The following is a 25,577-nucleotide window of genomic DNA, read 5'->3' on the forward strand; positions in this document are numbered from 1 at the left end:
ACCGGTTCGCTCAGCGCCGGCGGGTCGCGAGGAAGCGCGTCGCCCCCGCGACGACGTTGATCACGCCGACGATGATGATCAGGCTCAGCGCGGCACCCCAGATTCGCAGGAATCCCGCGTGTTCGGGATTGGTGAGCTCGGTGTAGATCAGCAGGGGCAGCGACGCCATGTTGCCGTGGAAGATGTCGGGGTTGATCGATCGGCTGTAGCCGACCAGGACCAGCACCGGCGCGGTCTCGCCGATCACCCGCGCGACGGCGAGCAGGACACCCGAGACGATGCCGGGCATCGCGATCGGGAAGACGATGCGCAGCACGGTCTTCCACTTCGGCACGCCGAGCGCGTAGCTGGCCTCGCGCAGGTCGTCGGGCACCAGGCGCAGCATCTCCTCGGCGCTGCGCACCACCACCGGCAGCATCAGCAGGACCAGCGCCAGCGATACCGCGAACGCGCTCTGCTGGAATCCCAGGGTGGCGATCCACAGGCTGAACACGAACAGCGCGGCCACGATCGAGGGCACCCCGGCCAGCACGTCGACCATGAACGTCGTCACGCGCACCAGGCGCCCGGTCCCGTACTCCACCAGGAACACCGCCGTCATCAGGCCCAGCGGAACCGCCAGGGCGGCGGCCACCCCGGCCTGCACCACCGTGCCGTACAGCGCGTGGTACACCCCACCGGCGAACTGCTCGGGCAACACCCCGTGCAGCGAGTGGGTCCACCAACCCGACCGGGTGACGGCGTACCAGCCGCGGCCCACGACGATGGACAGCACCCAGACCAGCGGGACCAGCGCGACGATGAAAGACCCGAAGAAAAACACGGTCGCGACGGCGTTGGTGAGCCGTCGCCGCAGGCCGAGGGGCCGGAACACCGGCACCTTGACCGGCCGGTCGAACGCGTCGACGGTCACGGCCGCCGCTCCTGACGGGTCATGCGTTGACCTTGCCGCCGGCGATCGCCCGCGCCAGCGCGTTGACGACGAAGGTGAGCACGAACAGCGCGAACCCCGCGGAGATGTAGGCGCCGGTGGGCAGCGGCGCGCTGAACTCGGCGGCGGCTGAGGCGATCTTGGAGGCGAAGGTGTAGCCGCCGTCGAACAGTGACCAGTTCCCCGGGCGGGCCGACGACCTCAAGATGATCAGCACCGCCACGGTTTCGCCCAGTGCGCGCCCCAGCCCCAGCATCGACGCCGCGATCACCCCGCTGCGGCCGAAGGGCAGCACGGTCATCCGCACCACCTCCCACTTGGTGGCGCCCAGCGCCTGCGCGGCCTCCATCTGGATGCGTGGGGTCTGGCGGAACACCTCGCGCGACACCGAGGTGACGATCGGCAGGATCATGACCGACAGCACCACACTGGCGGTGAAGATGGTGCCGCCGCCCGCCAGCGAGACGTTGCCCTCCTTGAACAGGAACAGCCAGCCCAGGTGGCGGTTGAGGAAGGCCGCGATCGGCTCGATCTTGGGCGCCAGGACGAAGATCCCCCACAGGCCGAAGATGATCGACGGCACCGCGGCCAGCAGGTCCACGATCGCGCCGAACGGGCGGGCCAGGCGCGGCGGCGCGTACTGCGTGAGGAACACCGCGATCCCGACGGCGACCGGCACGGCCAGGATCAGCGCGGTCAACGAGCTGAGCACCGTCACCATGGCCAGGTCGCGGATGCCGAACGCCAGCCTGCCCGGGTCCGTGGTGTCGAACTGCGCGCTGGTGAAGAAGTTGGCGTGGTTGACGCGCAGCGACGGCACCGCGCGGACCAGCAGGAACACCGCGATCAGCCCGATCGCGGTCACGATGGTCATCCCGGCGGCCGAGGCGACCAGCTTGAACACCCGGTCACCCCGACGCGCCGCGCCGGCGTTGAGCGCCGGCAGTTGGGGCCGCTGCGCGGTCGACGGGCTGGTTACCGTTCCGTGTGCCACGACCACCTCAGATCATGTGATGGCGTTGATCGAAGCCGCCAGTCTCGACTTGAACGAGTCCGGGATAGGAATATATCCGTTGTCGGCCAGCCCGTTTTGCCCAGCGCCGACGGTGCTCTGCAGGAACGCCTTGACCGCCGTCCCCACCTGCGGGTCCGGGTATTTCGAGCAGACGATCTCGTAGGTCGCCAGCACGATCGGATACGAGCCGGGCTGGGTGGGCTTGTAGAAGGAAAGCGTGTCGAGCACCAGGTCGTTGCCCTGCCCGGCGATGGTCGCGCCGGCAATCGTCTTGCCGACCGAGTCGGCGCTGATCGACACCGCGTCCGGGCCGGCCGAGGTCACGATCTTCGCCATGTTGAGCTTCTGCGCCTGGGCGAAGGACCATTCGTTGTAGGTGATCGAGCCCTCGGTGGCCTTGATCGCCGCGGAGGTGCCGTCGTTGCCCTTGGCGCCCTCGCCGACGCCGCCCTTGAACGCCTTGCCGGCGCCCTTGCCCCACGCGCCGTTGGAGGCGGCGTCGAGGTACTTCTGGAAGTTGTCGGTGGTGCCGGACTCGTCGTTGCGGAACACGACGTGGATCGGCTCGGCGGGCAGGGTGACCCCCGGGTTCAGCGCCTGGATCGCCGGGTCGTTCCAGGCGGTGATCGCGCCGTTGAAGATCTTGGCCGCGGTGGCACCGTCGAGGCTCAACGAGTTCACGCCGGCCACGTTGTAGGTGACGGCGATCGGCCCGAACACCACGGGCAGGTTCCATGCCGGTGCGCCGCAGCGCTGTTGGGCCGCCGCGTATTCCTTTGCCGCCAGGGGCGAGTCGGAACCGCCGAAATCCGTTTGATTGCCGGTGAATTCGTTGATTCCGGCGCCTGAGCCGTTGGCCGTGTAGTTCAAAGTCTGTCCGGGGCAGGCCTGCTCGAAGGCGTTGACGAAGCGGGTCATCGCGTTGGCCTGGGCGGTGGAGCCGCTGGCCTTCAGGCTCTTCTTGCCGCCGCAGCTGACCTTGGCCGCCGGCGCGCCGCTGCTCGCACTACCGCCGCCGGCGTTGTTGTCGCTGCCACACCCCGACAAGATCAGCGCGCCGGCGGTCAACGCACTCAGCGCAGCGCCAGATCGGTTTATTCTCAAGTCATTTCCTTACGGTAGGGATGAACGGGACCGCCGCCGTTTCGTCTCACCGCCACGCGCCGATCCGCCGTCTCGCAGAGACGAAGCTAACCGTAACAAGGTGAACATGGGGCAAATTTGCGCCGTCCACTGTGCCGCACCTGTTGCCCCGATCGGGGTGTCAGGAGATGGCGTTGATCGCCGTGGACAGCCGGGGCTTGAAGGGCGCCGGCACGGGGATATAGCCGTTGTCGGTCAAGCCGCTCTGCCCGGCACCGATGGTGCTTTGCAGGAATGCTTTCACCGCGGCTCCGACCTGCGCGTCGGGGTAGTGCGAGCACACGATCTCGTAGGTGGCCAGAACGATGGGGTACGAGCCGGGGCGGGTCGGCTTGTAGAAGGAGTAGGTGTCCACCACCAGGTCGTTGCCCTGGCCCGAGATCGTGGCTCCCGCAATGGCTTCGCCAACCGATTCCACGCTCAGCGCCACCGGATCCGGGCCAGCCGACGTGACGATCTTGGCGATGCCCAATTTCTGCGCCTGGGCGAACGACCACTCGGTGTAGGTGATCGAGCCGTCGGTGGTCTTCACGGCGGCCGCCGCGCCGGCGTTGCCGTCGGCCCCCTCGCCCACGCCGCCGTTGAAGGTCTTGCCGATGCCCTTGTCCCACACACCGTCGGACGCGGAGTCGAGATACTTCTGGAAGTTGTCGGTGGTGCCGGATTGTTCGCTGCGGAAGATGACCCGGATCGGCTCGGCGGGCAGCGCGATCCCGGGGTTGAGGCCCTTGATCGCCGCGTCGTCCCACGTCGTGATCGCGCCCTTGAAGATTCGCGCGGCGGTGCGACCGTCCAGGGCCAGCGAGGCGACGCCCCGCACGTTGTAGCTGATGGCGATCGGGCCGAACACCACCGGCAGATTCCAGGCCGGCGAGCCGCATCGCTGCCGCGCCGCGAAATACTCGATCGGCGCCAGCGGTGAATCGGAGCCGGCGAAATCGGTTTGGCCGCCGGTGAATTCGCCGATACCGGCGCCGGATCCGTTGGGGGTGTAGTTCAGCGTCTGCCCCCCGCAGGCCTTCTCGAACGCGTTGACGAAGCGGGTCATCGCGTTCGCCTGCGCCGTCGAGCCGCTCGCCTTCAGCGTCTTGGTGCCGCCGCAGGCAACGGAGGCGTCCCCACCCTGCCCCTGGGCGCTGGCGTTGTCCCGGCCGGCACACCCCGACAACGCCAGCGCGACGACGGCCAGCACGCTCAACGTCAGGCGGTGCAATCTGGTGGCCGCGGCTGGACGCGACGGCGCCCACGAAGCGGTCACAGTGCTCAAAATATCTGCGATCGGCGCTGCGCGCGCGTCGACCCTGGCGCTACCGCGGCCGGCCACCGTGAGAACCGAACTAGAACCTGTTCCAGAAACGCCTCGTTCGGGCCACGCCGACTTGCTACGGTGTCGGCTGACAATCGAGGCGAGGAGAGGCCGTCATGATCCTGGACAGATTTCGGTTGGACGATCAGGTCGCCGTCATCACCGGCGCGGGCCGCGGCCTCGGGGCCGCCATCGCGCTCGCGTTCGCCGAGGCCGGTGCCGACGTTGTGATCGCGTCGCGCACCCAGAGCCAGCTCGAAGAGGTCGCCGAACAGGTCCGCGCCGCGGGGCGGCGGGCGCACGTCGTCGCCGCCGACCTGGCCCACCCCGACACGACCGCGCAGCTGGCGGGTCAGGCCGTCGAGGCGTTCGGCAAACTAGACATCGTCGTCAACAACGTCGGCGGGACCATGCCGAACACGTTGCTGACCACGTCTACCAAGGACCTCAAGGACGCGTTCACCTTCAACGTCGCCACCGCCCACGCGCTGACCGTCGCGGCGGTGCCGTTGATGCTGGAGCACTCCGGCGGCGGCAGCATCATCAACATCACCTCGACGATGGGCCGCCTGGCCGGGCGCGGCTTCGCGGCGTATGCCACCGCCAAGGCTGCGCTGGCCCACTACACCCGGTCGGCCGCGCTGGACCTGTGCCCGCGCATCCGGGTCAACGCCATCGCGCCGGGGTCCATCCTCACCTCCGCGCTGGACGTGGTCGCCTCCAACGACGACTTGCGCGCGCCGATGGAGAAGGCGACCCCGATGCGCCGCCTCGGCGATCCCGTCGACATCGCCGCCGCGGCCGTCTATCTGGCGTCCCCGGCCGGCAACTTCCTCACCGGCAAGACCCTGGAGGTCGACGGTGGCCTGACCTACCCCAATCTGGACATCCCGGTTCCGGACCTGTGAGCAACGACCGCTAGGAGCGCGACATGGCTATCCCCGTCGTCCAACTGGGCACCGGCAACGTCGGCATCCACGCCTTGCGGGCGCTCATCACCAACCCCGATTTCGAGCTGACCGGGGTGTGGGTGTCGTCGGACGCCAAGGCCGGCAAGGACGCGGCCGAGCTCGCCGGGCTGCCGGAGCCGACCGGCATCCTCGCCAGCACGGATCTGGACGCCGTCCTGGCCACCGGACCGCAGTGCGCGGTCTACAACGCGCTGGCCGACAACCGGCTGCCGGAGGCGCTGGAGGACTATCGGCGCGTCTTGGCCGCCGGCATCAACGTCGTGGGCAGCGGTCCGGTCTTCCTGCAATACCCCTGGCAGGTCATCCCGGAAGAGCTCATCAAGCCACTGGAAGACGCGGCGCGCGAAGGTAATTCGAGTCTGTACGTCAACGGCATCGATCCCGGATTCGCCAACGACCTGCTGCCGTTGGCCCTGGCCGGCACCTGCCAGTCCATCCAGCAGATCCGCTGCATGGAGATCGTCGACTACGCCACCTACGACAGCGCCGCGGTCATGTTCGACGTCATGGGGTTCGGCAAGCCGATGGACGACATCCCGATGTTGCTGCAGCCCGGCGTGTTGAGCCTGGCGTGGGGCTCGGTCATCCGGCAACTTGCTGCCGGCCTGGGCGTCTGCCTCGACGAGGTCACCCAGGAGTACGTGCGGGTGCCGGCGCCGGAGGACTTCGACATCGCGTCGGGACACATCGCGAAGGGCACCGCGGCGGCGTTGCGCTTCGAGGTGTTCGGCATGGTCGACGGCGAGCCCGCCGTGGTCCTCGAGCACGTCACCCGGCTGCGCGAGGACCTGTGCCCCGAATGGCCGCAGCCCGCCCAGGACGGCGGTTCGTATCGCATCGAGGTGACCGGCGAGCCGTCCTACGCCGTCGACGTGTGCTTGGGCAGCCCGAACGGCGACCACAACCACGCCGGGCTGGTCGCCACCGCGATGCGGGTGGTGAACGCCATTCCCGCGGTGGTCGCGGCCGCGCCGGGCATCGTGACGACGCTGGACCTGCCGTTGATCACCGGCAAGGGGCTCTACCGGCTGTGACCGGGCCGCGTCCCCGAGCGCGGTGCATGCTCAAACCGGCGCGGTCCACCACGCCGAGCGCTCGGTGCGCTGGATCAGCAGCCGACGGGGCCGCCGCCCGCGGGGCAGCTGGGAATGCTGACGATCGGCAAACAGCTCACCGACGTCGTCGACACCCCGACCGCGAGCACCAACGCAAGCAGGATTTTCTTCCCCCTGGTCATGCCTAGGAAGTCTACGATCGTCCGGGGCCGCCAGTGGCCGCTTTCGCGCCAGAGGCGGGACAGTGCCCGCGCGCCCGCAACGCCGCCGGTGACCGCCCGCATGACCGGCGACTGTCCGGGTAATAACAAGTGACGGCCGGGTTCCGGCCGGCTCCTTCGACCCTGCACTCGATGCGGGTTGCGGCGAGATATTCGGATAACCTCACTTCTCTATTCGGCGATGGGAAAACAAGGGGCGGCAGGGTGGCGCAGAGCACGCAGGGCTCGCTGAGGGGCAACTGGTACCTGCTCGGTCCGGCCTTCGTCGCGGCGATCGCCTACGTCGACCCGGGGAACGTCGCGGCCAACGTCAGCGCCGGCGCGAAGCTGGGCTACCTGCTGTTATGGGTCATCGTGGTGGCCAACGTCCTGGCCGGGCTGGTGCAGTACCTGTCGGCCAAGCTCGGGCTGGTGACCGGGCGCTCGCTGCCCGCCGCGATCGGCAAGCGGATGAGCCGCCCCGCCCGGCTGGTCTACTGGGCGCAGGCCGAGCTGGTGGCGATCGCCACCGATGCGGCCGAGATCGTGGGCGGCGCGATCGGCCTGCACATCTTGTTCGGGCTGCCACTGCTGCTGGGCGGCCTGATCACCGGCGTGGTGGCGCTGCTGCTGCTCGCGATCCAGGACCGCCGCGGCCAGATCATCTTCGAGCGCGTCATCACCGGCTTACTGCTGGTGATCGCTATCGGGTTCGCCGCCAGCTTCTTCGTCAAGACCCCTCCGTCGGACGCGGTGCTCGGCGGGCTGCTGCCCCGGTTCCGCGGCACCGAGAGCGTGCTGTTGGCCGCCGCCATCCTGGGCGCCACCGTGATGCCCCACGCCGTCTACATGCATTCCGGGCTGGTCCTCGACCGGCACGGGCATCCGCAGGAGGGGGCTCAGCGGCGGATGCTGCTGCGCATCACGCGCTGGGATGTGGTGCTGGCCATGGCGGTTGCGGGCACGGTGAACGCCGCCATGCTGCTCATCGCGGCGATCAACCTGCAGCATCACAGCGTCGACGCGACCATCGAGGGCGCCTACTCGGCGATTCACGGCACGCTCGGACCGACGATCGCGGTGCTGTTCGCGGTCGGCTTGCTGGCCTCGGGCCTGGCCTCGTCGTCGGTGGGCGCCTACGCCGGCGCCATGATCATGCAGGGATTGCTGCACCGGTCGATTCCGATGCTGTTGCGCCGCGTCGTCACCCTGTGCCCGGCCCTGGTGATTCTCGCGGTCGGCTTCGACCCGACGCGCGCCCTGGTGCTGTCCCAGGTGGTGTTGTCCTTCGGGATTCCGTTCGCGGTGCTCCCCCTGGTCAAGCTGACCAGCGACCGCGAGCTGATGGGCAACGACACCAACCACCGCGTCACGACGATTATTGGCTGGGCCGTGGGCGTCATGATTAGTCTGCTTAACGTGGTACTGATCTGGCTGACGGTGACTGGCTGAATGCCAGGCCGGCACCCCTACTTCGCCTACGGGTCGAACCTCTGCGTGCGCCAGATGGCGCAGCGCTGCCCGGGTGCCGCCGATCCACGACCGGCAATCCTTGCCGACCATGAGTGGCTGATCAATCAGCGCGGCGTGGCGACGGTGGAGCCGTTCGCCGGCACACAGGTGCACGGGGTGCTCTGGCACATCTCCGACGACGACCTGGCGACCCTGGACAGCGCCGAGGGCGTGCCGGTGCGCTACCGGCGGGACCGGCTGACCGTGCTCACCGCCACTGGTCCCGAGCCGGCGTGGGTCTACATCGACCACCGCGTGGAGCCCGGGCCGCCCCGCCCGGATTACCTGCCGAAGATCATCGACGGCGCCCGGCACCACGGACTCCCACAACGCTGGATCGACTTTCTGCACCGCTGGGATCCGGCGCGATGGCCAAGCCCAACGGTGGCGAATGGGCCTGCGCCACAGTCGTTTTCCGAGCTGCTACGCGAGCCCGGGATCATCGAGCAGAGCCGATTGCGTTCGCGTTTCGGCTTTCTCGCCATCCACGGCGGCGGGCTGGAGGAGATGACCGACGTGATCGCCGAGCGCGCCGCCGACGCCGCCGGCGCCTCGCTGTACGTGCTGCGCCACCCCGCCCGCTATCCGCACCACCTGCCGTCGGCGTCGTTCGATCCGGCCGCCTCCCCGCAACTCGCCGAGTTTCTCGCCCATGTCGACCTCGGGGTGTCGCTGCACGGTTACGGACGCATCGGCCGCAGCACGCACCTGCTGGCGGGCGGCCGCAACCGGGCGTTGGCCGAGCACCTGGCCACACACGTGGAGATCCCCGGGTATCACGTCGTCACCGACCTCGACGCCATTCCGCCGGAATTGCGGGGTCTGCATCCACGCAACCCGGTGAACCTGATGCGCGACGGCGGCGCCCAGCTGGAGCTGTCGGCGCGGGTTCGGGGCATCAGCCCGCGTAGCCCGCTGCCGGGCGACGACGGTCTGTCGCCGGTCACCAACGCACTGATCCGGGGATTGGCGAAAGCGGCACTGTGCTGGTAGTTGTCCTCATCTATTGAACGGAGTTGTTTGGTGGTTAAGGATTTTCGTTTCGGGCTGAGCATGAGGTTCGTCAAATCCCGTGCGGCGCTTGAGGATAAGGTTAAGCGCGCCGAGGACCTCGGCTTCGATGTGCTGTGTGTGCCGGACCATCTGGGTGCGGCCGCGCCATTTCCGACGCTGACCGCGGTCGCCATGGTCACCACCCGGCTGCGGTTGAGCATGTACGTGCTCAACGCCGCCTTCTACAAGCCGGCCCTGCTGAGCAGGGACCTCCTCGACCTGGAGAAGCTGAGCGACGGCCGGGTCGAGATCGGCCTGGGCACCGGCTACGTGCGCGAGGAATTCGACGCCGCCGAGTTGCCGTACCCGAGCGCGGGGGCCCGCGTGGACTACCTCGAGCACATGACGAAATACCTCAAGGAGCATCACCCGTCGTCGCCGATCATGATCGCCGGCAACGGTGATCGGGTGCTGACGCTGGCTGCGCGGCACGCCGACATCGTCGGGCTGACCGGCGCGAACGTCCGTGGCGCCGATGACCCGCTGACCGAACGCGTCGACTTCGTCCGCGCGGCGGCCGGTGATCGCTTCGACACGCTCGAGCTGAATTTGGCCATCACCGCGGTGCCGCCCGCGGGCGAGACCCAGCCGGACCTGACGATGACCCGCCGGTACGCGGCGGGGATGAGCGACGAGGAGATCTTGGCCATGCACTCGGTGTTGAGCGGATCGCCCCGCGACATCGCCGACACGCTCATCGAATACCGCGAGAAGTACGGGGTTTCGTTCTTCACCGTGCAGGACAACCACATGGACAACTTCTCGAAGGTGATCGCCGAGCTCCGTTGAGCAGCGTGGCCGGCGCGGGGCCGCACTGCCGGTAAGCTCAGGCCGGTCCGCCCCCGTAGCTCAGGGGATAGAGCACGGCTCTCCTAAAGCCGGTGTCGCAGGTTCGAATCCTGCCGGGGGCACGACGGGTAGGACGCTCCGCGCGGCACCGTCCGCCGCGGCGCCGCGGGAGAGGGTTCCGATGAGCGGCATGATCGCACTGCGGGCGCATCGGCGCGGTGGACCGGAGGTCCTGGTCGTGGAGCGAGCCCCCATGCCGGTGCCCGCGCCCGGCGAGGTTCTCGTCGAGGTGCACGCCGCCGCCATCACCTTCGACGAGTTGACCTGGGACGAGACGTGGGAACGAGGCGGGGTGGACCGCACCCCGACCATCCCGTCACACGAGGTGTCCGGCGTGGTCGCCGCCGTGGCGGACGGGGTCACCGAGGTGGCGTGCGGCGACGAGGTCTACGGGTTGATTCGGTTCGACCGTGACGGCGCGGCCGCCGAGTACGTCACCGTGCCGGCGGCCGACCTGGCGGGCCGACCCACGACGGTGTCGCACGTGACCGCGGCCGCACTCCCGCTCGCGGGCCTGACCGCGTGGCAGGCGCTCGTCGAGCACGCCGATGTCCGGCCCGGGGAGCGTGTCCTCGTCCACGGCGGCGCCGGCGGGGTCGGCGCGTTGACCGTTCAGCTCGCCACCGGCCTGGGCGCCGAGGTGAGCGCCACCGTGCGCAGTGACGCGCGCGACCTGCTCGTCGGGTTCGGCGCGGCACGGGTCATCGACACGCGCCGCGACCGTTTCGACGCGGCTGGACGGGCCTACGACGTCGTGATCGACACGATCGGCGGCCAGACCCTGCGGCGCAGTTTCGACGTCGTGCGGGGCGGCGGCCGGATTGTCACCCTGTCCGCCCCGCCACCGGCCGGCCTGGCCGATACCTACGGCGTGGTCGCGGACTTCTTCGTCGTCACCCCCGACCGAGAACAGCTGCGCCGCCTGACCGAACTGGTCGAAGGCGGCCGGCTGCGCGTACCCATCGCCGCCACGTTCCCGTTGCGCGAGGGCCGCTCGGCCTACGCGAGCCGCGGCCAACACCGGCCCGGCAAGACCGTGCTCGTCGTCCGCGACTAGGCCGGCGAACCCCCGATGTATGACCTGGAAGACACCATCCGCGGGCGCCGATCTGCCCGCCTGTTCCTTTGCGACAAACCCGTGCCGGCACAGCTGGTCACCGAGTCGCTGCAACTGGCCGTCCGGGCGCCGTCGAATTCCAACATCCAGCCCTGGCACGTCACCTTCGTCTCCGGCGCCGCCCGCGATCGTGTCGCCAAAGCCCTGCTGGCCCAGGCTAATACGGCCGCGCCCAAGGTTCCGTCGCTGCCCGCCGAGTTCGCGCCGGCGCGCCAGGCCCTCGGCGCTCTGGTCTACGGCGCGATGGGTGTCGCGCGGCACGATACCGAGGCCAGGCGACGGGCTGTGCTGCGAAATTGGGACTTCTTCGGCGCCCCCATGGCCGGCGTCGTCTGCATGCACCGCGACCTCGACTACGTCGACGCCGTGGGCGTCGGCGCGTTCCTGCAGACCTTTCTGCTCGCGCTGACCGCCCGCGGCGTGGGCAGCTGCGTGCAGGTATCGATCGCCGGCTACCCGGAAGTGCTGCGCGCCCAGCTCGGCATCGGCGAGCAGTACCGCATCCTGTGCGGCGTGTCGATCGGTTACCCCGACCCGGAGTTCGCAGCGAACCACCTCGACGTGCCGCGCAACCCGCTGGGCGACAACGTCACCTTCCTCGACCATTGAGTCGCTCGTCGCCCCGTAGAACCGTCGCGCAGTCGAATCCCGCGCACCGGTTCCCGCGCGTGCGCTAACCTTCGTGGCACACATCACAGGAGGCCGGGGTCATGCTGCATTCGCTCGTCTTGGCCGCGCAGGACAATCCGCAAGCGGCGGGTCTGATTCTGCGGGGTATCAAGGGCATTTTCGTCGCGATCGGCAGCCTCATCGCCGCCGTCATCTGCGCGGTCATCGCCGGGTTCAAGGGCCGCAACCCGTTGGGCTGGGGCATCCTCGGACTTTTCTTCAGCATCCTGACGCTGATCGTCATCTCGGTGATCCCGAGTAAAAAGAGCTAGCCAACGCCCCTGCGCCGCGGCGGGCGCGACCGCTGATGGCGGGCCCCCTGCGGCCCGCGCCGGCTTCGCGAGGTATATCGCGCGAGGGACTCGGGTACTCGTTGGCCACCATGTCCTTACACGCCGCCACCAATGACGACGCACGCCCGACGCTGACGAGATCCGCCCGCGCCGATCCGCGTGCGGTGACCGCTTTCCGCCGCGACCTGCGACGCTGGTTGGACGACGTCATCGAGTTGGACACGGACCGTAAAGCCGACGTCGTTTTAGCCACCGACGAGGCTTTGGCCAACTGCGCCGACCACGCGTACCGCGGGCGGGACACGCCGGGACTGATGACGCTGCAGGTCAGCTACGACCCTAAGCAGTTCACCTTGTCGGTGTGCGTGACCGACCACGGCGTCTGGGTGGAGCCCGACTTCGCGGCGAATCCCCTGCGGGGTCGGGGAATATTGCTGATGCGGGCCATTGCCGACGATGTCACGGTCCGGGGCACGGGCCGCGGCACGACCGTGTGCCTCGAGTTCCGCTTCACCGGTCAGTCCCAGGATTGGCCGGTCGCCTTTTCCGGGGCCAAGCGCCAGTCGGCGTGACTGCTCGTCGCGGCCCCGAGTTATTTCGATGCGCTGAAACGGCGCCCGCAACTCGTAATCCGCCGCGCTGATCGTCAAAGCGCCGCCGTGTCCTGCGGCGCGACGTAACATACGACCGTTCGCCCGCGCTGCTGGCAAACACCACGCGTGAACAGACCAGGGGGCGTCGGAGTGCACTGGATCGGCGTGTTGTGGCGGCAACCCGACCACTACGAGTGGCTGTCGGACTACTTGGCGGCGCGCCGACTCAAGCCCTTCGTCCGCTACCTGCTGGTCACGATTCTTCTCACCCTGGCCGCGGCCACGTCGTTGATGCTGACCAGCCCGTCGGGCCCGTCGACCAGGGTGGACCGCGCGGTCGCTATCGGCTTCGCCGTCGGCATGTCCGGCCTCGCGGCGGTGTGGTTGCTCCGGTGGCCGACACGAACGCAGTCGCGGGCGTTCTCGGTGGTGGGATCGCTGGGCATCGCGGCGGTGTGCCTGGTCGAGCATGATCCGCGCAGCGGCATGCTGGGCTGCGCGGCGTTCGGCGGGCTCGCGGGTTACGTCGCGTTCTTCCATTCGGCCCGGCTGCTGGTGTTCACCCTGGGCACCGCTTTGGGCACCGCCGCGGCGTGCGCCGTGCGGATCGCCGCCGCCGGCGACGCGTCGATGGCGGCGGCCAAGCTGATGTTGCTCAGCGCGGGCATCCTGGCCGTGCCGTTTTGCGGGCAGATACTCGTCCACTGGCTGTCCGTCGACGCCCTGAAGTCGTCGACGGATCCGTTGACCGGATTGCGCAACCGCCGCGGGTTCTATCGCTCGGCCTGCAAGTTGTTGGCCGTCGAACATCGCGTGCGGTGCCTGAGCGTCTTGATGCTCGACCTGGACGGCTTCAAGGGCATCAACGACACCTACGGCCACGCGACCGGCGACCGCATCCTGGTGGCCGTGGCAGACCAGCTCCGCAGCACCAGCGACGGTGGCATGGTGCTCGCCCGCGTCGGCGGTGAGGAGTTTCTGGTCGCCGCCGCGGTCGACACCCCGAAGGCCCTCGAGACCGCCGAGGCGATGCGCCGGGCGATCGCCGCCACACCGTGGGCCGTGACGGCCAGCTTCGGGGTCAGCAGCGTGCGGGTGCCGCCGGAGGCGGACGGCGCGGAGCGCACCATCGTCGAGCAGCTCGTCGAAGCGGCTGACGGGGCGATGTACGAGGCGAAGCGGGCCGGCGGCAACCGCGTCCGGCATGCCGGCAGCGCGCTCCCGCCGCGCCGCTGACCGGCAGCGCGCAGCGACGGCCTCACCCAGCGGGCACCGGCTGCCAGCGGCCTTCATACACCGTTCCCAGCACTTTGATGTCCTTGAGCCGCAACGGATTCACCGCGTACGGATCGTCGGCCAGCACGGTGAAGTTGGCCAGCTTGCCCGGCGTGATGCTGCCCAGCTCCGACTCGAGCCGCCAGGAATAGGCGGCTTCGATAGCGACGGTGCGCAGCGCGTCGTGCACCGAGATGCATTGCACCGGAACGGCAATGCGGCCGCTGCGGACACCGTTTGCCTGGCAGCGACCAGTCTTCGATGGCGATGACCTCGGTCGTCAGGGTGGCGGCGCCCAGCACCGGGTGCAGGTGCTGATCGATCAGCCCCGCGCAGAGCACCGCGCCAGCGAAGGTGTCGTCTGCCGCCCCGCGGCCGCGCAGCCGCTCGGAGGCGCCGACGGCGACCACCCGGCCGCCCGACACGGCAACGGCCGTGCCGTCGGGGACATCCGGATCGATGGTGATCACCCGGCGCGCGGTGAAAACCGTGGTGGGTTCTGGGCCATGAGGCGATCCTGCCCGCCGCGAGCCGCCCACGGGGGCAACTCGACCGATCACGGGTGCTTAGCCACACGCGGCCACGGCGCCCGGCGAGAAGGCCTGCGAATAGGATCGCGCGCGCAAACGTCTACTCGAAAGTGACCGACGAGCACGGCGGGCCAAGGGGGCGAGGGTGATTCCCTTGGTCACCGCCGCGGCGAGCGTCGTCGTCGGCGTCGCGCTGCTGGTTTCGGCCGCGCAGGCGTCGGCGACGCCGTCGCGCGAGATCCACGCGGTCGAGTTGAATCACAGATCGCTCGCCGACCACGACTACGTGATCCGGGAGATCACCATCGCCCCGGGCGGCAGCACGGGCTGGCATTGGCACGACGGTGAACTGATCGGCGTGGTGGAGCAGGGCACGCTGACCCACAACGCAGCGAATTGCGCGGTCGACGGCGTCTACGGCAGCGGCGACTCGGTCGTGGAGCCCGCGGGCGCGGACCACGTCCATATCGGCCGCAATCTGGGTTCCGTCCCGACGGTTCTCGAAGTCATCTACGTCCAACCACCGGGAAAACCGGCCGCCGAGGATGCGCCCAACCCGGGGTGTGACTTCGACTGACGCGCTCAGCGGCTCGGGCGTGACAGTCCGAGATGATCCCGCAGCGTCTCGCCTGCGTAGCCGTCACGGAAACGATTGCGCCGCTGCAGAATCGGCACCACGTGGTCGACGAACGCCGCCAGCTCGTAGGGCAGCGTAGAACCCATGAGCGTGAAGCCGTCGACGGCGCCCGCATCCTGCCAAGCGATGACATGGTCGGCCAGTTGCTCCGGAGTGCCGACGAAGTGGGCTCCGCCGGCGCCCGGGGCCGAGGCTCGGGTCAGCTCCCGCAGGGAAGCCTCCGGCCGCGCACGCGCGGCCGCAAAGAGTTGTTCGGCCCGGCTGGAGGGCGCCGACGGGCCGGCCCACAGCTCGGCGGGCAGTGGCGCGTCCGGGTCGAACCCGTCCGGGTCCAATCCGGCAATGTAAAGGGTGTTCTGCCAATGGAATTCGGGGCTGGCCAGCTCGTCGAGCCGGTCGGCACGCCGCCGGGCTTCGGCCTCCGTGCCGCCCAGCGTGACCATCAGCGCGGGCAGCACCAGGACCTGGTCGGGCTTGCGTCCGACGGCGGCCGCTTGGGCGTGCAGATCGGTCCGAAAGTTGACCGCGGCCTGCAGGGAGGGCGGCCCGGAGAACACCACCTCGGCGTAGCGCGCCGCCAGCGCGACACCGGCTGCCGACTGACCCGCTTGCACGAGAACCGGATGTCCTTGCGGCGAGCGGGGAAACGGCAACACGCCCTCGACGTCGTAGTATTCACCGTGGAACCGCGGGGCGTGCAGCTTGGCGCGGTCCGCCCACACCCCGTTGGCGCGGTCGCCCACCACCGCGTCGTCCTCCCAGCTGTCCCAGGATCGGGTGACGGCGTCGACGAATTCGTGCGCCCGCGCGTAGCGGTCGTCTCGCTCGGGGTGCGCCTGTTCTCCCAAGTTCGCGGCCGCCAACGGCGTGACGGTGGTGACGATGTTCCAGCCGGCCCGACCGGCGCTCAGGTGATCCAGGGTCGCGAACCGGCGTGCCAGCTCCCACGGCTTGTTGTAAGTCGTTGAGGCCGTGCCGATCAGGCCGATACGGCTGGTGACGGCCGCCAGCGCCGACAGAACGGAGATCGGGTCGAATTGCGTCTGGGGCAGGTAGGTCGCCCGATAGTCCGCGATGGCGATGTTGTCGGCCAGAAAGATGGAGTCGAGCAAGCCGCGTTCGGCGGTGCGGGCCACCTCGGCGTAGTAGGGCAGCCCGAGGACATCGCGGACGTCACCGTCGGTGAGACGCCAGGCCGCCTCGTGATACCCGTTGGGCCAGACGAAGGCGTTGAAGTGCAGTTGCGGCGTCGCGTCGGCCATGCGCAGCACCAACGCGGTGCCGGCGCGAATTAGTCCCAGGCCGGCGCCGGCGTCAGCGTCACTTGACCAACGTGAACTGGCACACGTTCGTGTAGCCGTCCCGGAACAGGTCGGAGCAGCCGCGCAGATACTTCATGTAAATGTCGTAGGTGTCCTGCCCTTTGAGGGCAATCGCCTCGTCCTTGCGCGCCTCGAGGGCGTCCGCCCAGGCGTTGAGCGTCGGCACGTAATTCTCGCCGATCAAGTGGTGGCGTTCGATCTCGAAGCCGGCCTCGGTTGCGTAGCGGTCGATCTGCTTGATCTGCGGCAACTTACCGCCCGGGAAGATCTCCTTGAGGATGAAGCTGATGAAACGCAGCAAGGTCATCGTGGTCTTGAGGCCCAGCGCGTTCACTTCCTCAGTGGTGGGCACCACGATGGTGTGCAGCAACATGCGGCCGCCGTCGGGCAGCACGTTGTAGTACTTCTTGAAAAAGACGCCATAGCGTTGATATCCGGCGTCTCCGGCGCCGTCGGCGAAATGCTCGAAGGCGCCCAACGAGACGATCCGGTCGATCGGCTCGTCGGGGTATTGCTCCCAACCCTGGACGCGCACCTCTTTGCGGCGCGGACTGTCCATCTTGTCGAACTCGGCCACGCAGTGGGCGTACTGGTTTTCGCTCAACGTCAGGCCGATCACGTTGACGTCGTATTCCGCGACCGCCTGGCGCATCGTCGCGCCCCAGCCGCTGCCGATGTCGAGCAGTGTCATGCCGGGTTCGAGGTTCAACTTGTCCAGGGACAGTTTCCGCTTGGCGTACTGCGCCTCTTCCAGCGTCTTGGTCAGGTGATGGGGGTCGGGGTTCTCGTCGAAGTAGGCGCAGCTGTACGTCATCGACGGGTCGAGCCACAACTTGAAGAACTCGTTGGACTTGTCATAGTGCGACCGAACCGCTTCCACCGGCGGCTTCAGCTGCGCGCTTCCCGTCTCCCCCTGTGCAGACATGGCCAAGCTCCTCCACTTCCCGCGATATCGATCGACTGCCGCGCGGCGGCATCACTCGCCCAATAGTGCGACGCTACCCGCGACGGCCGCTAGTGCGGGGCGACGATCGTTTCGCCGTCGATTTCGCGGCCAGGGTTGCCGACGGAACCGCGCACCGCGGCAACCTCGGCGATAACCGCCTCCGGCGGGCAGCGCAGGAATAGGGTGGCGCATGCCGGCGTGAGGCTGGCGCGTTGCCTCGAGCGGGGGGCTGGCTACCAGATCGCTTGGCTGGGCGCCGATCGACAGGGAGCCGGGGCCGTGGAAGACGAATCAAGTTCTTTGGACGTGATTCGAACCCTGTTGGGACTGTTGCGGCGACGCCTGGGCCTCGACGCGGCATGGTTATCGTCTTTCAGCGACGGAATGCAGACCTTCGAGGTGCTCGACGGGGACGCCGACGCGGTGGGACTGTCCCCAGGTGATCAGCTGAGCCTGTCCGGTTCCTACGGTGTCCGGGTCGTCGACGGTCGGCTACCGGCCGTCATTCCCGACACGTCGGCCAACAAGTCGGCCACCGTCCTTCCCATGACGCGCCAACTGGGGGTCGGCGCCTACGTGGGCGTGCCGGTGGTCGGCGCGGACGGTGTCACGGTGGGCATGGTGTCAGCGGTGAGCCAAGAGGCCAAGCCCCATCTCGCGGACGTCGACCTGCGGATCGCACACAAGGTCGCCGACCTCATCGGCGCCTTGATGGAGTCGCCGGTCGACCCGGTGCCGGTTCGGGTGAACCAGCACGAGATCCGGCGGATGGTGGCCGAGCAGGACTTCGAAGTCGTCTTCCAGCCGATCCACGACGTCACGACGACCAAGGTCATGGGTGTCGAAGCGCTGGCCCGGTTTCCGTGTGAACCGTATCGACCCGACATGGTCTTCGGCCGGGCCGCGTTGCTGGGCTTGGAGATCGAGCTCGAAACCTTGGTGATAGCCCGCACCCTGTCGTTGGTGCCGCAGCTGCCCGACGACGCGTTCGTCGCCGTCAACATCTCCCCGGCAGCGGTGCTGCAGACTCGCTGGGGCGAGCTGCTCACCGATGTCGACCCGACGCGACTCGTGTTGGAGATCACCGAGCACGACGCCGTCGAGAACTACGCCGCCCTCGACGAAGCGCTGGAAACGTGTCGGGCGCACGGCATCCGGGTGGCGGTTGACGACGTCGGCGCCGGTTTCTCCTCGTTCTCTCACGTGCTGGAGCTGGCACCGGATTTCGTCAAGGTCGACCAATCCATCACCCGCAGAATCGACATCGACGACGCCCGACGCCGGTTGGCCCAATCCATCGCCGAGCTGGCCGCGCAGATCGGCGCGACCGTCATCGCGGAAGGGGTGGAGACGCAGGGGGAACTCGACGCCGTGTGCGCGGCGGGCGTTCCGTGGGCGCAGGGCTTCTACCTCGGCCGGCCCCGCTCACATACCGAGGGATTCGCGGACTCCGGCGTCGTCGCCGACCCGATCGATCAGTCCTTCGCCGCGCTCGACCCGCGCGGGGAGCGCCCCTTCGAGCTGGCGCTGGCCCATTCACCCATCGGCATGGCCGTCGTGGGCCTCGACGGAGCGTTTCAGCGCACCAACAGGGCGCTGCGCAACATGCTCGGCTATGGCCGACGAGAGTTGGCGGATCTCACCTTTCAGGAGATCACCCACCCCGACGACCTCGGCTCCGACCTGGCCTTGTTCGCCGAGTGCCTCGCCGGTCGCCGCCGCACTTACCGCATCGACAAGCGCTTCATCGCCGCCGACGGGCGCGTGGTCTGGTGTGACCTGACGGCCGTGGTCATCCAGGGCCCGCACAACCGGCCGCGGTGCTTCGTCTCGCAGATCATGGACGTGACCGTCGAGCGAAGCCGCGAAGCCGACTTGGCCCGCCAGGTCAACACCGACAGGCTCACCGCGATAGCCAACCGCTCCGCGGCGGGGCGGGTGTTGGAACAACTGGACGCCGCCGACGCCGGCTATGGCGTGTTGTTCTGTGACGTTGCGCAATTCAAGTCGGTCAACGACCGGTTCGGCCATCGAGCCGGCGACGAGTTGCTGGTGCAGGTCGCGGATCGGCTGCGGACCGCCGCCACGGGCGACGACTTCGTCGCCCGCTGGGGTGGGGACGAGTTCCTGGTCGTCACCGACACCGTGGTGGACCATGAGCTCGCCCAGCTCGCCGAGCGGATCGCGGACCACGTGCACAGGCCGCCGATCGTGTTGGCCAGTGGCGTACAGGTCGATGTCGTCTTGACGATCGGCACTGCCGTGCGCCTGCCCGGTGACGATCAAACCCACGAAGCCGTCCTCGACCGCGCCGATAAAGCCATGTACCGCAAACGGCGCGGCCGGTGGTGAGTGCGCCGCCTCTTTCCGAACGCGTTCTCCCCTATTGCATTCGGGACGGCGCACCCGCCGACCTACCCGCGGACGGCGAGCTCCAGGCCCTTGTCGAGAGGCAGGGCTGTGCTGATGTAGCCGTTCTCCGGCGCGTGAATGTAGTTGAGATACGCCCGTTCCGGGTCCAGGTTGACGTTGTCGCCGAGGATGAGAGCGCCGGGCGCCAGCACGGGCTCGAGGATCTTGATCACCTCGAGGTCGAGATCCGGCCAGCCGTCGAGATGCACGAATTGCACTGGGCCCGAGACCGTCTTGAGGGTAGTGCGGGCGTCGCCTTCCAGGATCGTGATCAGGTCCGCGACTCCGGCTTCGGCGAAGGTCGCGCGGGCCGCCGCCAACTTGTGGGAGCTCATCTCGGTGGTGATGATGCGCCCGGTGCCGTTGTCGCGGACGGCCGCGGCGAGGTGCAGCGTGGAGATTCCGTAGGACATGCCGTATTCCACGATGACCTCCGGCTTGACCGCGCGAACCAGGCTGTACAACAGCCGGCCGGATTCGGGCGCCACGGACAGGTAGTAGTCCTGGCAGGCGTCCGCGCGCTCCTCGACCGCGAAGTCCCGCGGTGAGATGCCGTGTCGCCGTTCGTCGTCCAGCTGCGCATCGGCGAACAGGCGGTCGATGATCGCGGCGTACTGGGGAGTGTTCAGGGTTGCAGTCATGATTTGTAGAGTAGACGCGTCGTTGCGTCTAGTCTAGGGCGGGATAGTGTTAAGTAGAGCCGTGGCCGATTTCTCACCGCATCGCGGCAACCGGCATGGTCGCAGTGACGCCGCGCGACTGGCCGTCTTACGCGCCGCCGACGACTTGCTCGTCGAGAAGGGTTTCGCCGGGGTCACCATCGAGGGCATCGCGAAGGCCGCAGGAGTGGCGAAACAAACGGTCTACCGCTGGTGGAACTCCAAGACCGACGTCCTGATGGACGCCTTCCTCGAAGATGCGGCCGCGGACCTGGAACCACCCGACACCGGTGACCTGGACACCGATCTGCGTGCGCACCTGCGCTCGACGGCCCGGTTCCTCACCGTCGACGACGCCGGGGCCGTGTTCCGCGCGCTCGTCGGACAGGCGCAACACGATCCGGAACTCGCCAACACCTTTCGGGCCCGCTACCTCGAGGCTCAACGCGCCAGGGACCGAAAAGCCTTTGAGCGTGCTATTTCTCGTGGCGAACTGGCACCCGACGCCGACGTCGCCGCGCTGGCCGAAGGGCTGATCGGGCCGGTTCACTACCGGGTGATCGTGACGGGGGAACCCGTCGACGACGGCTTCCTCGACGCTGTCGTCGACGACGTCCTGTCCCGCTGCGATATGCGGCCGGGACGGGCGGCCTCGCCACCGCCGAAGCGGCGTCGCGGTTCGCCCGCGCGTTGAGGGAGCCGCCTGCCGGTGTTCGCCACGCCGAACGTGTCGGACCCCGCTGGCATCATCTGGCTATGACCCCGACCCCGCCCGCGTCGTGCGCCTCCGAGGCCACACCTGCCGGTGCGCGGCTGGACGGACTATTCGACGAGTTGGCCGAGTTGGCCGGTCAACGCAACGCCATTGACTCGCGCATCGTGGACATCGTCGCGGAGTTGGAACGCGACGAACTCTGCGGGTCCACCGGAGCACGGTCGGTCGCGGCGCTGGTGGCCTGGAAGCTGGGCCTGTCCTCGACGAACGCCCACACGATCACCACCGTCGCCCGCCGGCTCGAAGCGTTCCCGAGGTGCGCGCAGGCCATGCGGGAGGGTCAGCTGTCGCTGGATCAGGTCGGCGTCATCGCCGCGCGCGCCGCGGAGGGATCCGACGACCACTACGCGGAGTTGGCGCGCTACGCCACGGTCAACCAGTTGCGGACCGCGGTCAGCCTGGAACCGCGACCCGAACCCGAACCCTCGCCTGACCGACCGGCCTCGATCACCAAGACCTCCGGCGAGGCCTACACGTCCTGGCGAATCAAACTTCCCCACGCGGACGCGGCCAGGTTCGACGCGGCGCTGGCGTCTCATCACGATGCGCTGGTCGCCGAGTGGAAGCGCGACAGGGATGCCGTGGAACATCCGTCACCCACCGCGCCACCGTTGCCGGACACCGTCGAGGCGTTTATGCGCTTGGTCGACGCCGGGTGGGATGCCGAAGCGACCCGCCGACCACACGGACAACGCACCACTGTGGTGGTACACGTCGACGTCGAGCGGCGCGCTGGCACACTGCATCTCGGCCCCCTACTCACCAAGGCTGAACGCCAATACCTCACGTGTGATGCCACTTACGAGGTCTGGTTCGAGCGCGACGGCGAGGTGATCGGCGCCGGCCGAGCGACTCGCCAGATCAGCCGGCGCCTTCGACGCGCGCTCGAGCATCGCCATCCGACGTGCGCCGTCCCCGGCTGCGCCGCCACCCGCGGTCTGCACGCCCACCACATCCGGCACTGGGACGACGGCGGCCCCACGGAATTGGCCAACCTGGTGCTCGTCTGCCCGTACCATCACCGCCTGCACCATCGCGGCGTCATCACCATCACCGGACCCGCAACGGAGTTGGTCGTCTCCGACAGCTCCGAGCGGACGCTCAGCGCGGCCTCCCTGGCGCGGCCGCCCACGACCCGCCCGCCGGCCGTCGCACCCTGTAACGGACCCACCGGCGAACGCGCCGACTGGTGGTGGTACGAGCCGTTCCAGCCGCAGCCACCCCCCGCCCCGAACTAGACGCTCTCGCGGCAGAACGAAATACGCTGCCGCACAGAGCTTCTCGTGCGGTCGCCCCGATACGCCGTCAACCCAAGAAGAGCCGCTTTTGCTCCGTGACCTGTTCGGCGCTGAGCGCGCCGGCCTCGGCCAGCTTGGTCAGCAGAGACTGCGCCCGAACGGCGAGTTCCTGCAGTTCGGTGGCGATCGAGGCCACCGCCTCGGTCGGCGGCTGCGGCGGCTGCGCGGGAGCCGACCGCGGCGCGATCCGCACGCGCTCGTTGCCGCGCCCGACGGACGCGGTGGTGCCGACCGCGCCGCCCGCCGCCCCGGCCAGACCCATGCTGCTGAACAGATTGCCGAGGCCGCCGACCTCCGGCGCCGCCGCGGCGTCGGAGAGGGGCAGCGCGAACGCGGACAGGCGAATCCCGGGTGCGGCGGCGGACCATCCCGACGGGACCGACAGCCGCCCGACCTTGCTCGCCTGGCCCAGTCGAGCCGACCCTTCGACGTCGGGTACCGCGTCCGACGGTGCGCCGACGCCGCCCACACCGTTGAGGATCCACTGCGGCAACATGGTCCCGCCGGGGCCGTTGCCGGTGAACGGCCCCTTCCCGTTGTCGTAGTCGCGGTCGGCGTTGATCAGCAAGCCCCGGTACGTGGTGCCGAACGACGTGAACGACGACGAGATGCCGACCGTTCCGACGGCGACGGCGGCGGTGGTCAACGGCACCGTCACCAGGGGCAGCAACGACGTCGGATCGATGGCGGCCGGATCGACCGCGGCGGCCTGCAGCGCCTGGGGGATGAGGCTCATCGATCGAGAGCCGTTCGACACCAGCGACTGCGCGACCGCGGCCTGCTGATCACGGGCGGTGGGGTTGGTCGTCGGCGGCGGCTCCGCGAACGGTGTGAGCACCGATGCCGACGCGGCGGCACCGGCGTAGCTGTACATCGCCGCGGCGTCCTGGGCCCACATCTCCCCGTATTGGACTTCGGTGGCCGCGATCGCGGCCGCATTCTGGCCGACGACGTTGGTGGCGATCAGGGCCGCCAGCAGAGCCCGGTTGGTCGCCACCACCGCCGGGGGCACCGTCAGCGCGAACGCGGCCTCGTAGGCCGCGACGGCCGCCCGGGCCTGGGTCGCGGCCTGCTCGGCCTGCCCGGCCGACATGGTCAGCCAGTCCAGATAGGGCGTGATCGCGGCGGTCATCTCCGCCGCCGACGCACCCAACCACGGGCCTGCGGTCAACTCCGCGGTCACGAATCGGTACGCCGTGGCTGCGGACAGCAATTCGGCGGCCAACGCGTCCCAGCCTGCGGCCGCGGCCAACATCGGGCCCGCTCCGGGACCGGCATACATCCGCGCCGAATTGACCTCGGGCGGGAGCGTCATGAATTCCATTGCGGCACCGCGGCTTAACGACTGCCGACGGTACACGATAGCGCGTGGTGGCCGAGGGCGTTCACCGACCGCGGGTGAACACCGACGCTCGCGGCCGGGGGCTCAGTGGCGAAGTGCAACATCGGACTTCCTTTCGGTAGGCGGCGGGCGCGAATGAGCAGACGCCTATCCCGCGCGATATCGGATGAGTTCGGCGGCAAGACCGCGACAGGGCGAAACGTCGGCTCGTCGATACCACCCCGCTTCTCACCACCCTCGGCAAGAAGCCCCAGCCCCGAGGAAGCTCAAGGCGAGCTTTCATCGCCTGAACGCGATGTTAACCCCGGATGAACGGCAAACCAATGGCCCCGGGCGTACGGGGGCCACCATGGAGCCTGCCCGCGCGCGGGCCCGTTTCGCCGAGCGGACCGAGGCGCTCCGTTTGAGGATGCTTCGCCCAACGCCTGGCCTGACCGGCTGCGACAGCTTCGCCGCAGAACCATGCCATTGACCAATGTCACCATTTGGTGTTGACTGCGTGGCATGACGGACGGTGTTCCGGCGCGCGGGTCATTGCGGTCCCGCGGCGCGGCGACGGTCAGTGCCTACACCCTGCGGCCCATCGCCACCGCAATCCCGCCCGAGCGGGCCTGGGGCCTGTGGGCGTCGCGGCGGATCATCGCCGGGATCATGGGAACCTTCGGCCCCTCGCTCGCCGGCACCCGCGTCGAAATCGTCGACACCAGGCTCGCCGACGGTCGTCGCGTCAAGGGCGAGTGGGTCTACGGGCCCCGCACACCCACCAGCGGAAGCCATTGCCCAGCAACGCGTCTCGGCGCGATCTACTACGTGCACGGCAGCGGCTACGCGGTCTGCTCACCCAAGACCCACCGCCGCCTGACCTCCTGGTTGTCCGCGCTCACCGGCCTCCCGGTGTTCTGCGTCGATTACCGCCTGGCGCCACGTCACCGCTTTCCGACGGCGGCCGACGACGTGCGGGCAGGCTGGGACTATCTCCAGACGTCCTGCGCCGTCCCGATGAATCAGCTTGTCGTCGCGGGCGATTCGGCGGGCGGTCACCTCTCGGTCGACCTGCTGCTGCAACCCGAGGTCGCGCCGCCCGCCGCGCTGGTGTTGTTCTCCCCCTTGTACGACCTCACCTTCGCGCTGTCGCGGGCCCGCGAGCGGATCCGCCGCGATCCCGCGACCCGCGCGACCAGTGCGGCGCGCCTGGTCGGCCTGTATCACTGCGGGGTCGACGCCGACCATCGTCGCCTCAGACTCGACGTGGCCGGCGGCTCCGCGTTGCCGCCCACCCTGATCCAGGCCGGTGGGGCCGAAATGCTGCAGGATGACGCCCGGCAACTGGCCGCCGACATCCGGACCGCCGGTGGCAGATGCGAACTGCAGATCTGGCCGCACCAAGTCCACGTCTTCCAGGCGCTGCCCCGCATGACGCCCGAGGCCGCGAAGGCCATGGCGTACGTCGCGCGGTTCGTTGCCCATGCCCTGCAGGACACCCGAAGCCTCACCGAGGAGGTGCACTGACATGCTGGACAGGCTGTTAGGCGGCAAGTCAAAGGCCAGCCGTGACGCGGCGGCGGTCGTGACCGGCGCCGGTAGCGGGATCGGGGCCGCCTTCGCGGTCGAACTCGGCCGCCGTGGCGGTGCGCTGGGCGGCGAGGAGGTCGATGTCGCTGCACACGACGGCAC

Annotated in this window: 25 protein-coding genes, 1 tRNA gene and 1 pseudogene; 17 read left to right on the forward strand and 10 right to left on the reverse strand. The window is 68.8% G+C overall.

The features are described 5' to 3' along the window. Positions 1 to 10: 10 nt before the first annotated feature. From pstA to pstS (A5714_RS14030), 4 genes are all read right to left on the reverse strand, one after another. Positions 11 to 913 (reverse strand): phosphate ABC transporter permease PstA, encoded by a 903-nt coding sequence (pstA, locus tag A5714_RS14015; RefSeq protein WP_068285964.1) that lies wholly within the window; start codon positions 911 to 913, stop codon positions 11 to 13. A 19-nt stretch (positions 914 to 932) separates the two neighbouring features. Then, on the reverse strand, positions 933 to 1,877 hold the full coding sequence (gene pstC / locus A5714_RS14020; RefSeq protein WP_369828286.1) for a phosphate ABC transporter permease subunit PstC: 945 nt from the start codon (positions 1,875 to 1,877) through the stop codon (positions 933 to 935). Between the two features lie 60 nt (positions 1,878 to 1,937). Beyond that, positions 1,938 to 3,050, reverse strand: a complete 1,113-nt coding sequence (pstS, locus tag A5714_RS14025) for a phosphate ABC transporter substrate-binding protein PstS (protein WP_068285966.1) — start codon at positions 3,048 to 3,050, stop codon at positions 1,938 to 1,940. A 160-nt stretch (positions 3,051 to 3,210) separates the two neighbouring features. Next, positions 3,211 to 4,302, reverse strand: coding sequence for a phosphate ABC transporter substrate-binding protein PstS (gene pstS, locus A5714_RS14030; protein ID WP_369829444.1), 1,092 nt, complete (start codon positions 4,300 to 4,302; stop codon positions 3,211 to 3,213). Between the two features lie 209 nt (positions 4,303 to 4,511). Between pstS (A5714_RS14030) and A5714_RS14035 the strand changes: the two genes are divergently transcribed. Next, positions 4,512 to 5,303, forward strand: a complete 792-nt coding sequence (locus A5714_RS14035; RefSeq protein WP_068065510.1) for an SDR family oxidoreductase — start codon at positions 4,512 to 4,514, stop codon at positions 5,301 to 5,303. A 23-nt stretch (positions 5,304 to 5,326) separates the two neighbouring features. Further along, positions 5,327 to 6,400 carry a diacylglycerol kinase gene (locus A5714_RS14040; protein ID WP_068065512.1) on the forward strand — a complete coding sequence of 358 codons (1,074 nt, stop codon included), beginning with the start codon at positions 5,327 to 5,329 and terminating at the stop codon, positions 6,398 to 6,400. 74 nt (positions 6,401 to 6,474) lie between these two features. On the opposite strand, the gene A5714_RS27445 is transcribed toward A5714_RS14040, so the two are convergent. Beyond that, a complete protein-coding gene (locus A5714_RS27445; protein WP_255377966.1) occupies positions 6,475 to 6,603 on the reverse strand; it encodes a hypothetical protein in 129 nt (42 codons plus the stop codon). A gap of 243 nt (positions 6,604 to 6,846) precedes the next feature. On the opposite strand from A5714_RS27445, the gene A5714_RS14050 reads away from it, so the two are divergent. From A5714_RS14050 to A5714_RS14090, 9 genes are all read left to right on the forward strand, one after another. After that, a complete protein-coding gene (locus A5714_RS14050) occupies positions 6,847 to 8,073 on the forward strand; it encodes an Nramp family divalent metal transporter (RefSeq protein ID WP_068065529.1) in 1,227 nt (408 codons plus the stop codon). Beyond that, positions 8,074 to 9,126 carry a poly-gamma-glutamate hydrolase family protein gene (locus tag A5714_RS14055; protein WP_068285972.1) on the forward strand — a complete coding sequence of 351 codons (1,053 nt, stop codon included), beginning with the start codon at positions 8,074 to 8,076 and terminating at the stop codon, positions 9,124 to 9,126. It abuts the gene before it with no gap. A 30-nt stretch (positions 9,127 to 9,156) separates the two neighbouring features. Next, positions 9,157 to 9,975 (forward strand): LLM class F420-dependent oxidoreductase, encoded by an 819-nt coding sequence (locus tag A5714_RS14060; protein ID WP_068285974.1) that lies wholly within the window; start codon positions 9,157 to 9,159, stop codon positions 9,973 to 9,975. Between the two features lie 49 nt (positions 9,976 to 10,024). Further along, positions 10,025 to 10,097, forward strand: a tRNA-Arg gene (locus A5714_RS14065). 59 nt (positions 10,098 to 10,156) lie between these two features. Beyond that, entirely contained in the window at positions 10,157 to 11,092 is a 936-nt protein-coding gene (locus tag A5714_RS14070) for an NADP-dependent oxidoreductase (RefSeq protein WP_082959737.1), read from the forward strand. Between the two features lie 15 nt (positions 11,093 to 11,107). Next, positions 11,108 to 11,761, forward strand: coding sequence for a nitroreductase (locus tag A5714_RS14075; RefSeq protein ID WP_068285976.1), 654 nt, complete (start codon positions 11,108 to 11,110; stop codon positions 11,759 to 11,761). A gap of 101 nt (positions 11,762 to 11,862) precedes the next feature. Then, positions 11,863 to 12,093, forward strand: coding sequence for a deoxyribodipyrimidine photolyase (locus A5714_RS14080; RefSeq protein ID WP_068065550.1), 231 nt, complete (start codon positions 11,863 to 11,865; stop codon positions 12,091 to 12,093). Between the two features lie 110 nt (positions 12,094 to 12,203). Further along, complete coding sequence (locus A5714_RS14085) at positions 12,204 to 12,686, forward strand: ATP-binding protein (RefSeq protein WP_068065553.1); 483 nt, start codon at positions 12,204 to 12,206, stop codon at positions 12,684 to 12,686. A 147-nt stretch (positions 12,687 to 12,833) separates the two neighbouring features. Continuing rightward, positions 12,834 to 13,943, forward strand: coding sequence for a diguanylate cyclase (locus A5714_RS14090; protein ID WP_231975889.1), 1,110 nt, complete (start codon positions 12,834 to 12,836; stop codon positions 13,941 to 13,943). Between the two features lie 22 nt (positions 13,944 to 13,965). Here A5714_RS14090 and A5714_RS14095 read toward each other — a convergent pair whose 3' ends face one another. Then, complete coding sequence (locus A5714_RS14095) at positions 13,966 to 14,199, reverse strand: amidohydrolase family protein (protein ID WP_082959738.1); 234 nt, start codon at positions 14,197 to 14,199, stop codon at positions 13,966 to 13,968. 458 nt (positions 14,200 to 14,657) lie between these two features. Between A5714_RS14095 and A5714_RS14100 the strand changes: the two genes are divergently transcribed. Next, positions 14,658 to 15,089: a cupin domain-containing protein gene (locus A5714_RS14100; protein ID WP_231975890.1), complete on the forward strand. Its 432-nt coding sequence runs from the start codon at positions 14,658 to 14,660 to the stop codon at positions 15,087 to 15,089. A gap of 5 nt (positions 15,090 to 15,094) precedes the next feature. On the opposite strand, the gene A5714_RS14105 is transcribed toward A5714_RS14100, so the two are convergent. Next, complete coding sequence (locus tag A5714_RS14105; protein WP_068286008.1) at positions 15,095 to 16,411, reverse strand: NtaA/DmoA family FMN-dependent monooxygenase; 1,317 nt, start codon at positions 16,409 to 16,411, stop codon at positions 15,095 to 15,097. A 58-nt stretch (positions 16,412 to 16,469) separates the two neighbouring features. Continuing rightward, a complete protein-coding gene (locus A5714_RS14110; protein ID WP_068285983.1) occupies positions 16,470 to 17,396 on the reverse strand; it encodes a cyclopropane mycolic acid synthase family methyltransferase in 927 nt (308 codons plus the stop codon). Positions 17,397 to 17,696: 300 nt separating this feature from the next. Between A5714_RS14110 and A5714_RS14115 the strand changes: the two genes are divergently transcribed. After that, a complete protein-coding gene (locus A5714_RS14115) occupies positions 17,697 to 19,769 on the forward strand; it encodes an EAL domain-containing protein (RefSeq protein WP_068285985.1) in 2,073 nt (690 codons plus the stop codon). A 62-nt stretch (positions 19,770 to 19,831) separates the two neighbouring features. Here A5714_RS14115 and A5714_RS14120 read toward each other — a convergent pair whose 3' ends face one another. Beyond that, on the reverse strand, positions 19,832 to 20,470 hold the full coding sequence (locus A5714_RS14120) for an O-methyltransferase (RefSeq protein ID WP_068285987.1): 639 nt from the start codon (positions 20,468 to 20,470) through the stop codon (positions 19,832 to 19,834). A gap of 61 nt (positions 20,471 to 20,531) precedes the next feature. On the opposite strand from A5714_RS14120, the gene A5714_RS14125 reads away from it, so the two are divergent. Together A5714_RS14125 and A5714_RS14130 are read left to right on the forward strand one after the other, a co-directional pair. Beyond that, complete coding sequence (locus A5714_RS14125; RefSeq protein WP_068285989.1) at positions 20,532 to 21,182, forward strand: TetR/AcrR family transcriptional regulator; 651 nt, start codon at positions 20,532 to 20,534, stop codon at positions 21,180 to 21,182. A gap of 56 nt (positions 21,183 to 21,238) precedes the next feature. Continuing rightward, positions 21,239 to 22,501 carry an HNH endonuclease signature motif containing protein gene (locus A5714_RS14130; protein WP_068286010.1) on the forward strand — a complete coding sequence of 421 codons (1,263 nt, stop codon included), beginning with the start codon at positions 21,239 to 21,241 and terminating at the stop codon, positions 22,499 to 22,501. Positions 22,502 to 22,568: 67 nt separating this feature from the next. On the opposite strand, the gene A5714_RS27490 is transcribed toward A5714_RS14130, so the two are convergent. Next, positions 22,569 to 23,876: a PPE family protein gene (locus A5714_RS27490; RefSeq protein WP_304528508.1), complete on the reverse strand. Its 1,308-nt coding sequence runs from the start codon at positions 23,874 to 23,876 to the stop codon at positions 22,569 to 22,571. A gap of 531 nt (positions 23,877 to 24,407) precedes the next feature. On the opposite strand from A5714_RS27490, the gene A5714_RS14140 reads away from it, so the two are divergent. Both A5714_RS14140 and A5714_RS14145 read left to right on the forward strand, forming a co-directional pair. Continuing rightward, a complete protein-coding gene (locus tag A5714_RS14140) occupies positions 24,408 to 25,412 on the forward strand; it encodes an alpha/beta hydrolase (protein ID WP_068285993.1) in 1,005 nt (334 codons plus the stop codon). Position 25,413: 1 nt separating this feature from the next. Next, a pseudogene (locus A5714_RS14145) lies at positions 25,414 to 25,577 on the forward strand (short-chain dehydrogenase); the annotation flags it as partial.

This window comes from Mycobacterium sp. E2462 (genome assembly GCF_001672685.1).
Taxonomy (GTDB): Bacteria; Actinomycetota; Actinomycetes; order Mycobacteriales; family Mycobacteriaceae; genus Mycobacterium.

Coding starts and splice junctions, on each gene's coding strand:
- A5714_RS14035 (WP_068065510.1), top strand. CDS start 4,512: ATGATCCTGGACAGATTTCGGTTGGACGATCAGGTCGCCGTCATCACC.
- A5714_RS14040 (WP_068065512.1), top strand. CDS start 5,327: ATGGCTATCCCCGTCGTCCAACTGGGCACCGGCAACGTCGGCATCCAC.
- A5714_RS27445 (WP_255377966.1), bottom strand. CDS start 6,603: ATGACCAGGGGGAAGAAAATCCTGCTTGCGTTGGTGCTCGCGGTCGGG.
- A5714_RS14055 (WP_068285972.1), top strand. CDS start 8,074: ATGCCAGGCCGGCACCCCTACTTCGCCTACGGGTCGAACCTCTGCGTG.
- A5714_RS14070 (WP_082959737.1), top strand. CDS start 10,157: ATGAGCGGCATGATCGCACTGCGGGCGCATCGGCGCGGTGGACCGGAG.
- A5714_RS14075 (WP_068285976.1), top strand. CDS start 11,108: ATGTATGACCTGGAAGACACCATCCGCGGGCGCCGATCTGCCCGCCTG.
- A5714_RS14080 (WP_068065550.1), top strand. CDS start 11,863: ATGCTGCATTCGCTCGTCTTGGCCGCGCAGGACAATCCGCAAGCGGCG.
- A5714_RS14085 (WP_068065553.1), top strand. CDS start 12,204: ATGTCCTTACACGCCGCCACCAATGACGACGCACGCCCGACGCTGACG.
- A5714_RS14105 (WP_068286008.1), bottom strand. CDS start 16,411: ATGGCCGACGCGACGCCGCAACTGCACTTCAACGCCTTCGTCTGGCCC.
- A5714_RS14110 (WP_068285983.1), bottom strand. CDS start 17,396: ATGTCTGCACAGGGGGAGACGGGAAGCGCGCAGCTGAAGCCGCCGGTG.
- A5714_RS14120 (WP_068285987.1), bottom strand. CDS start 20,470: ATGACTGCAACCCTGAACACTCCCCAGTACGCCGCGATCATCGACCGC.
- A5714_RS27490 (WP_304528508.1), bottom strand. CDS start 23,876: ATGACGCTCCCGCCCGAGGTCAATTCGGCGCGGATGTATGCCGGTCCC.
- A5714_RS14140 (WP_068285993.1), top strand. CDS start 24,408: ATGACGGACGGTGTTCCGGCGCGCGGGTCATTGCGGTCCCGCGGCGCG.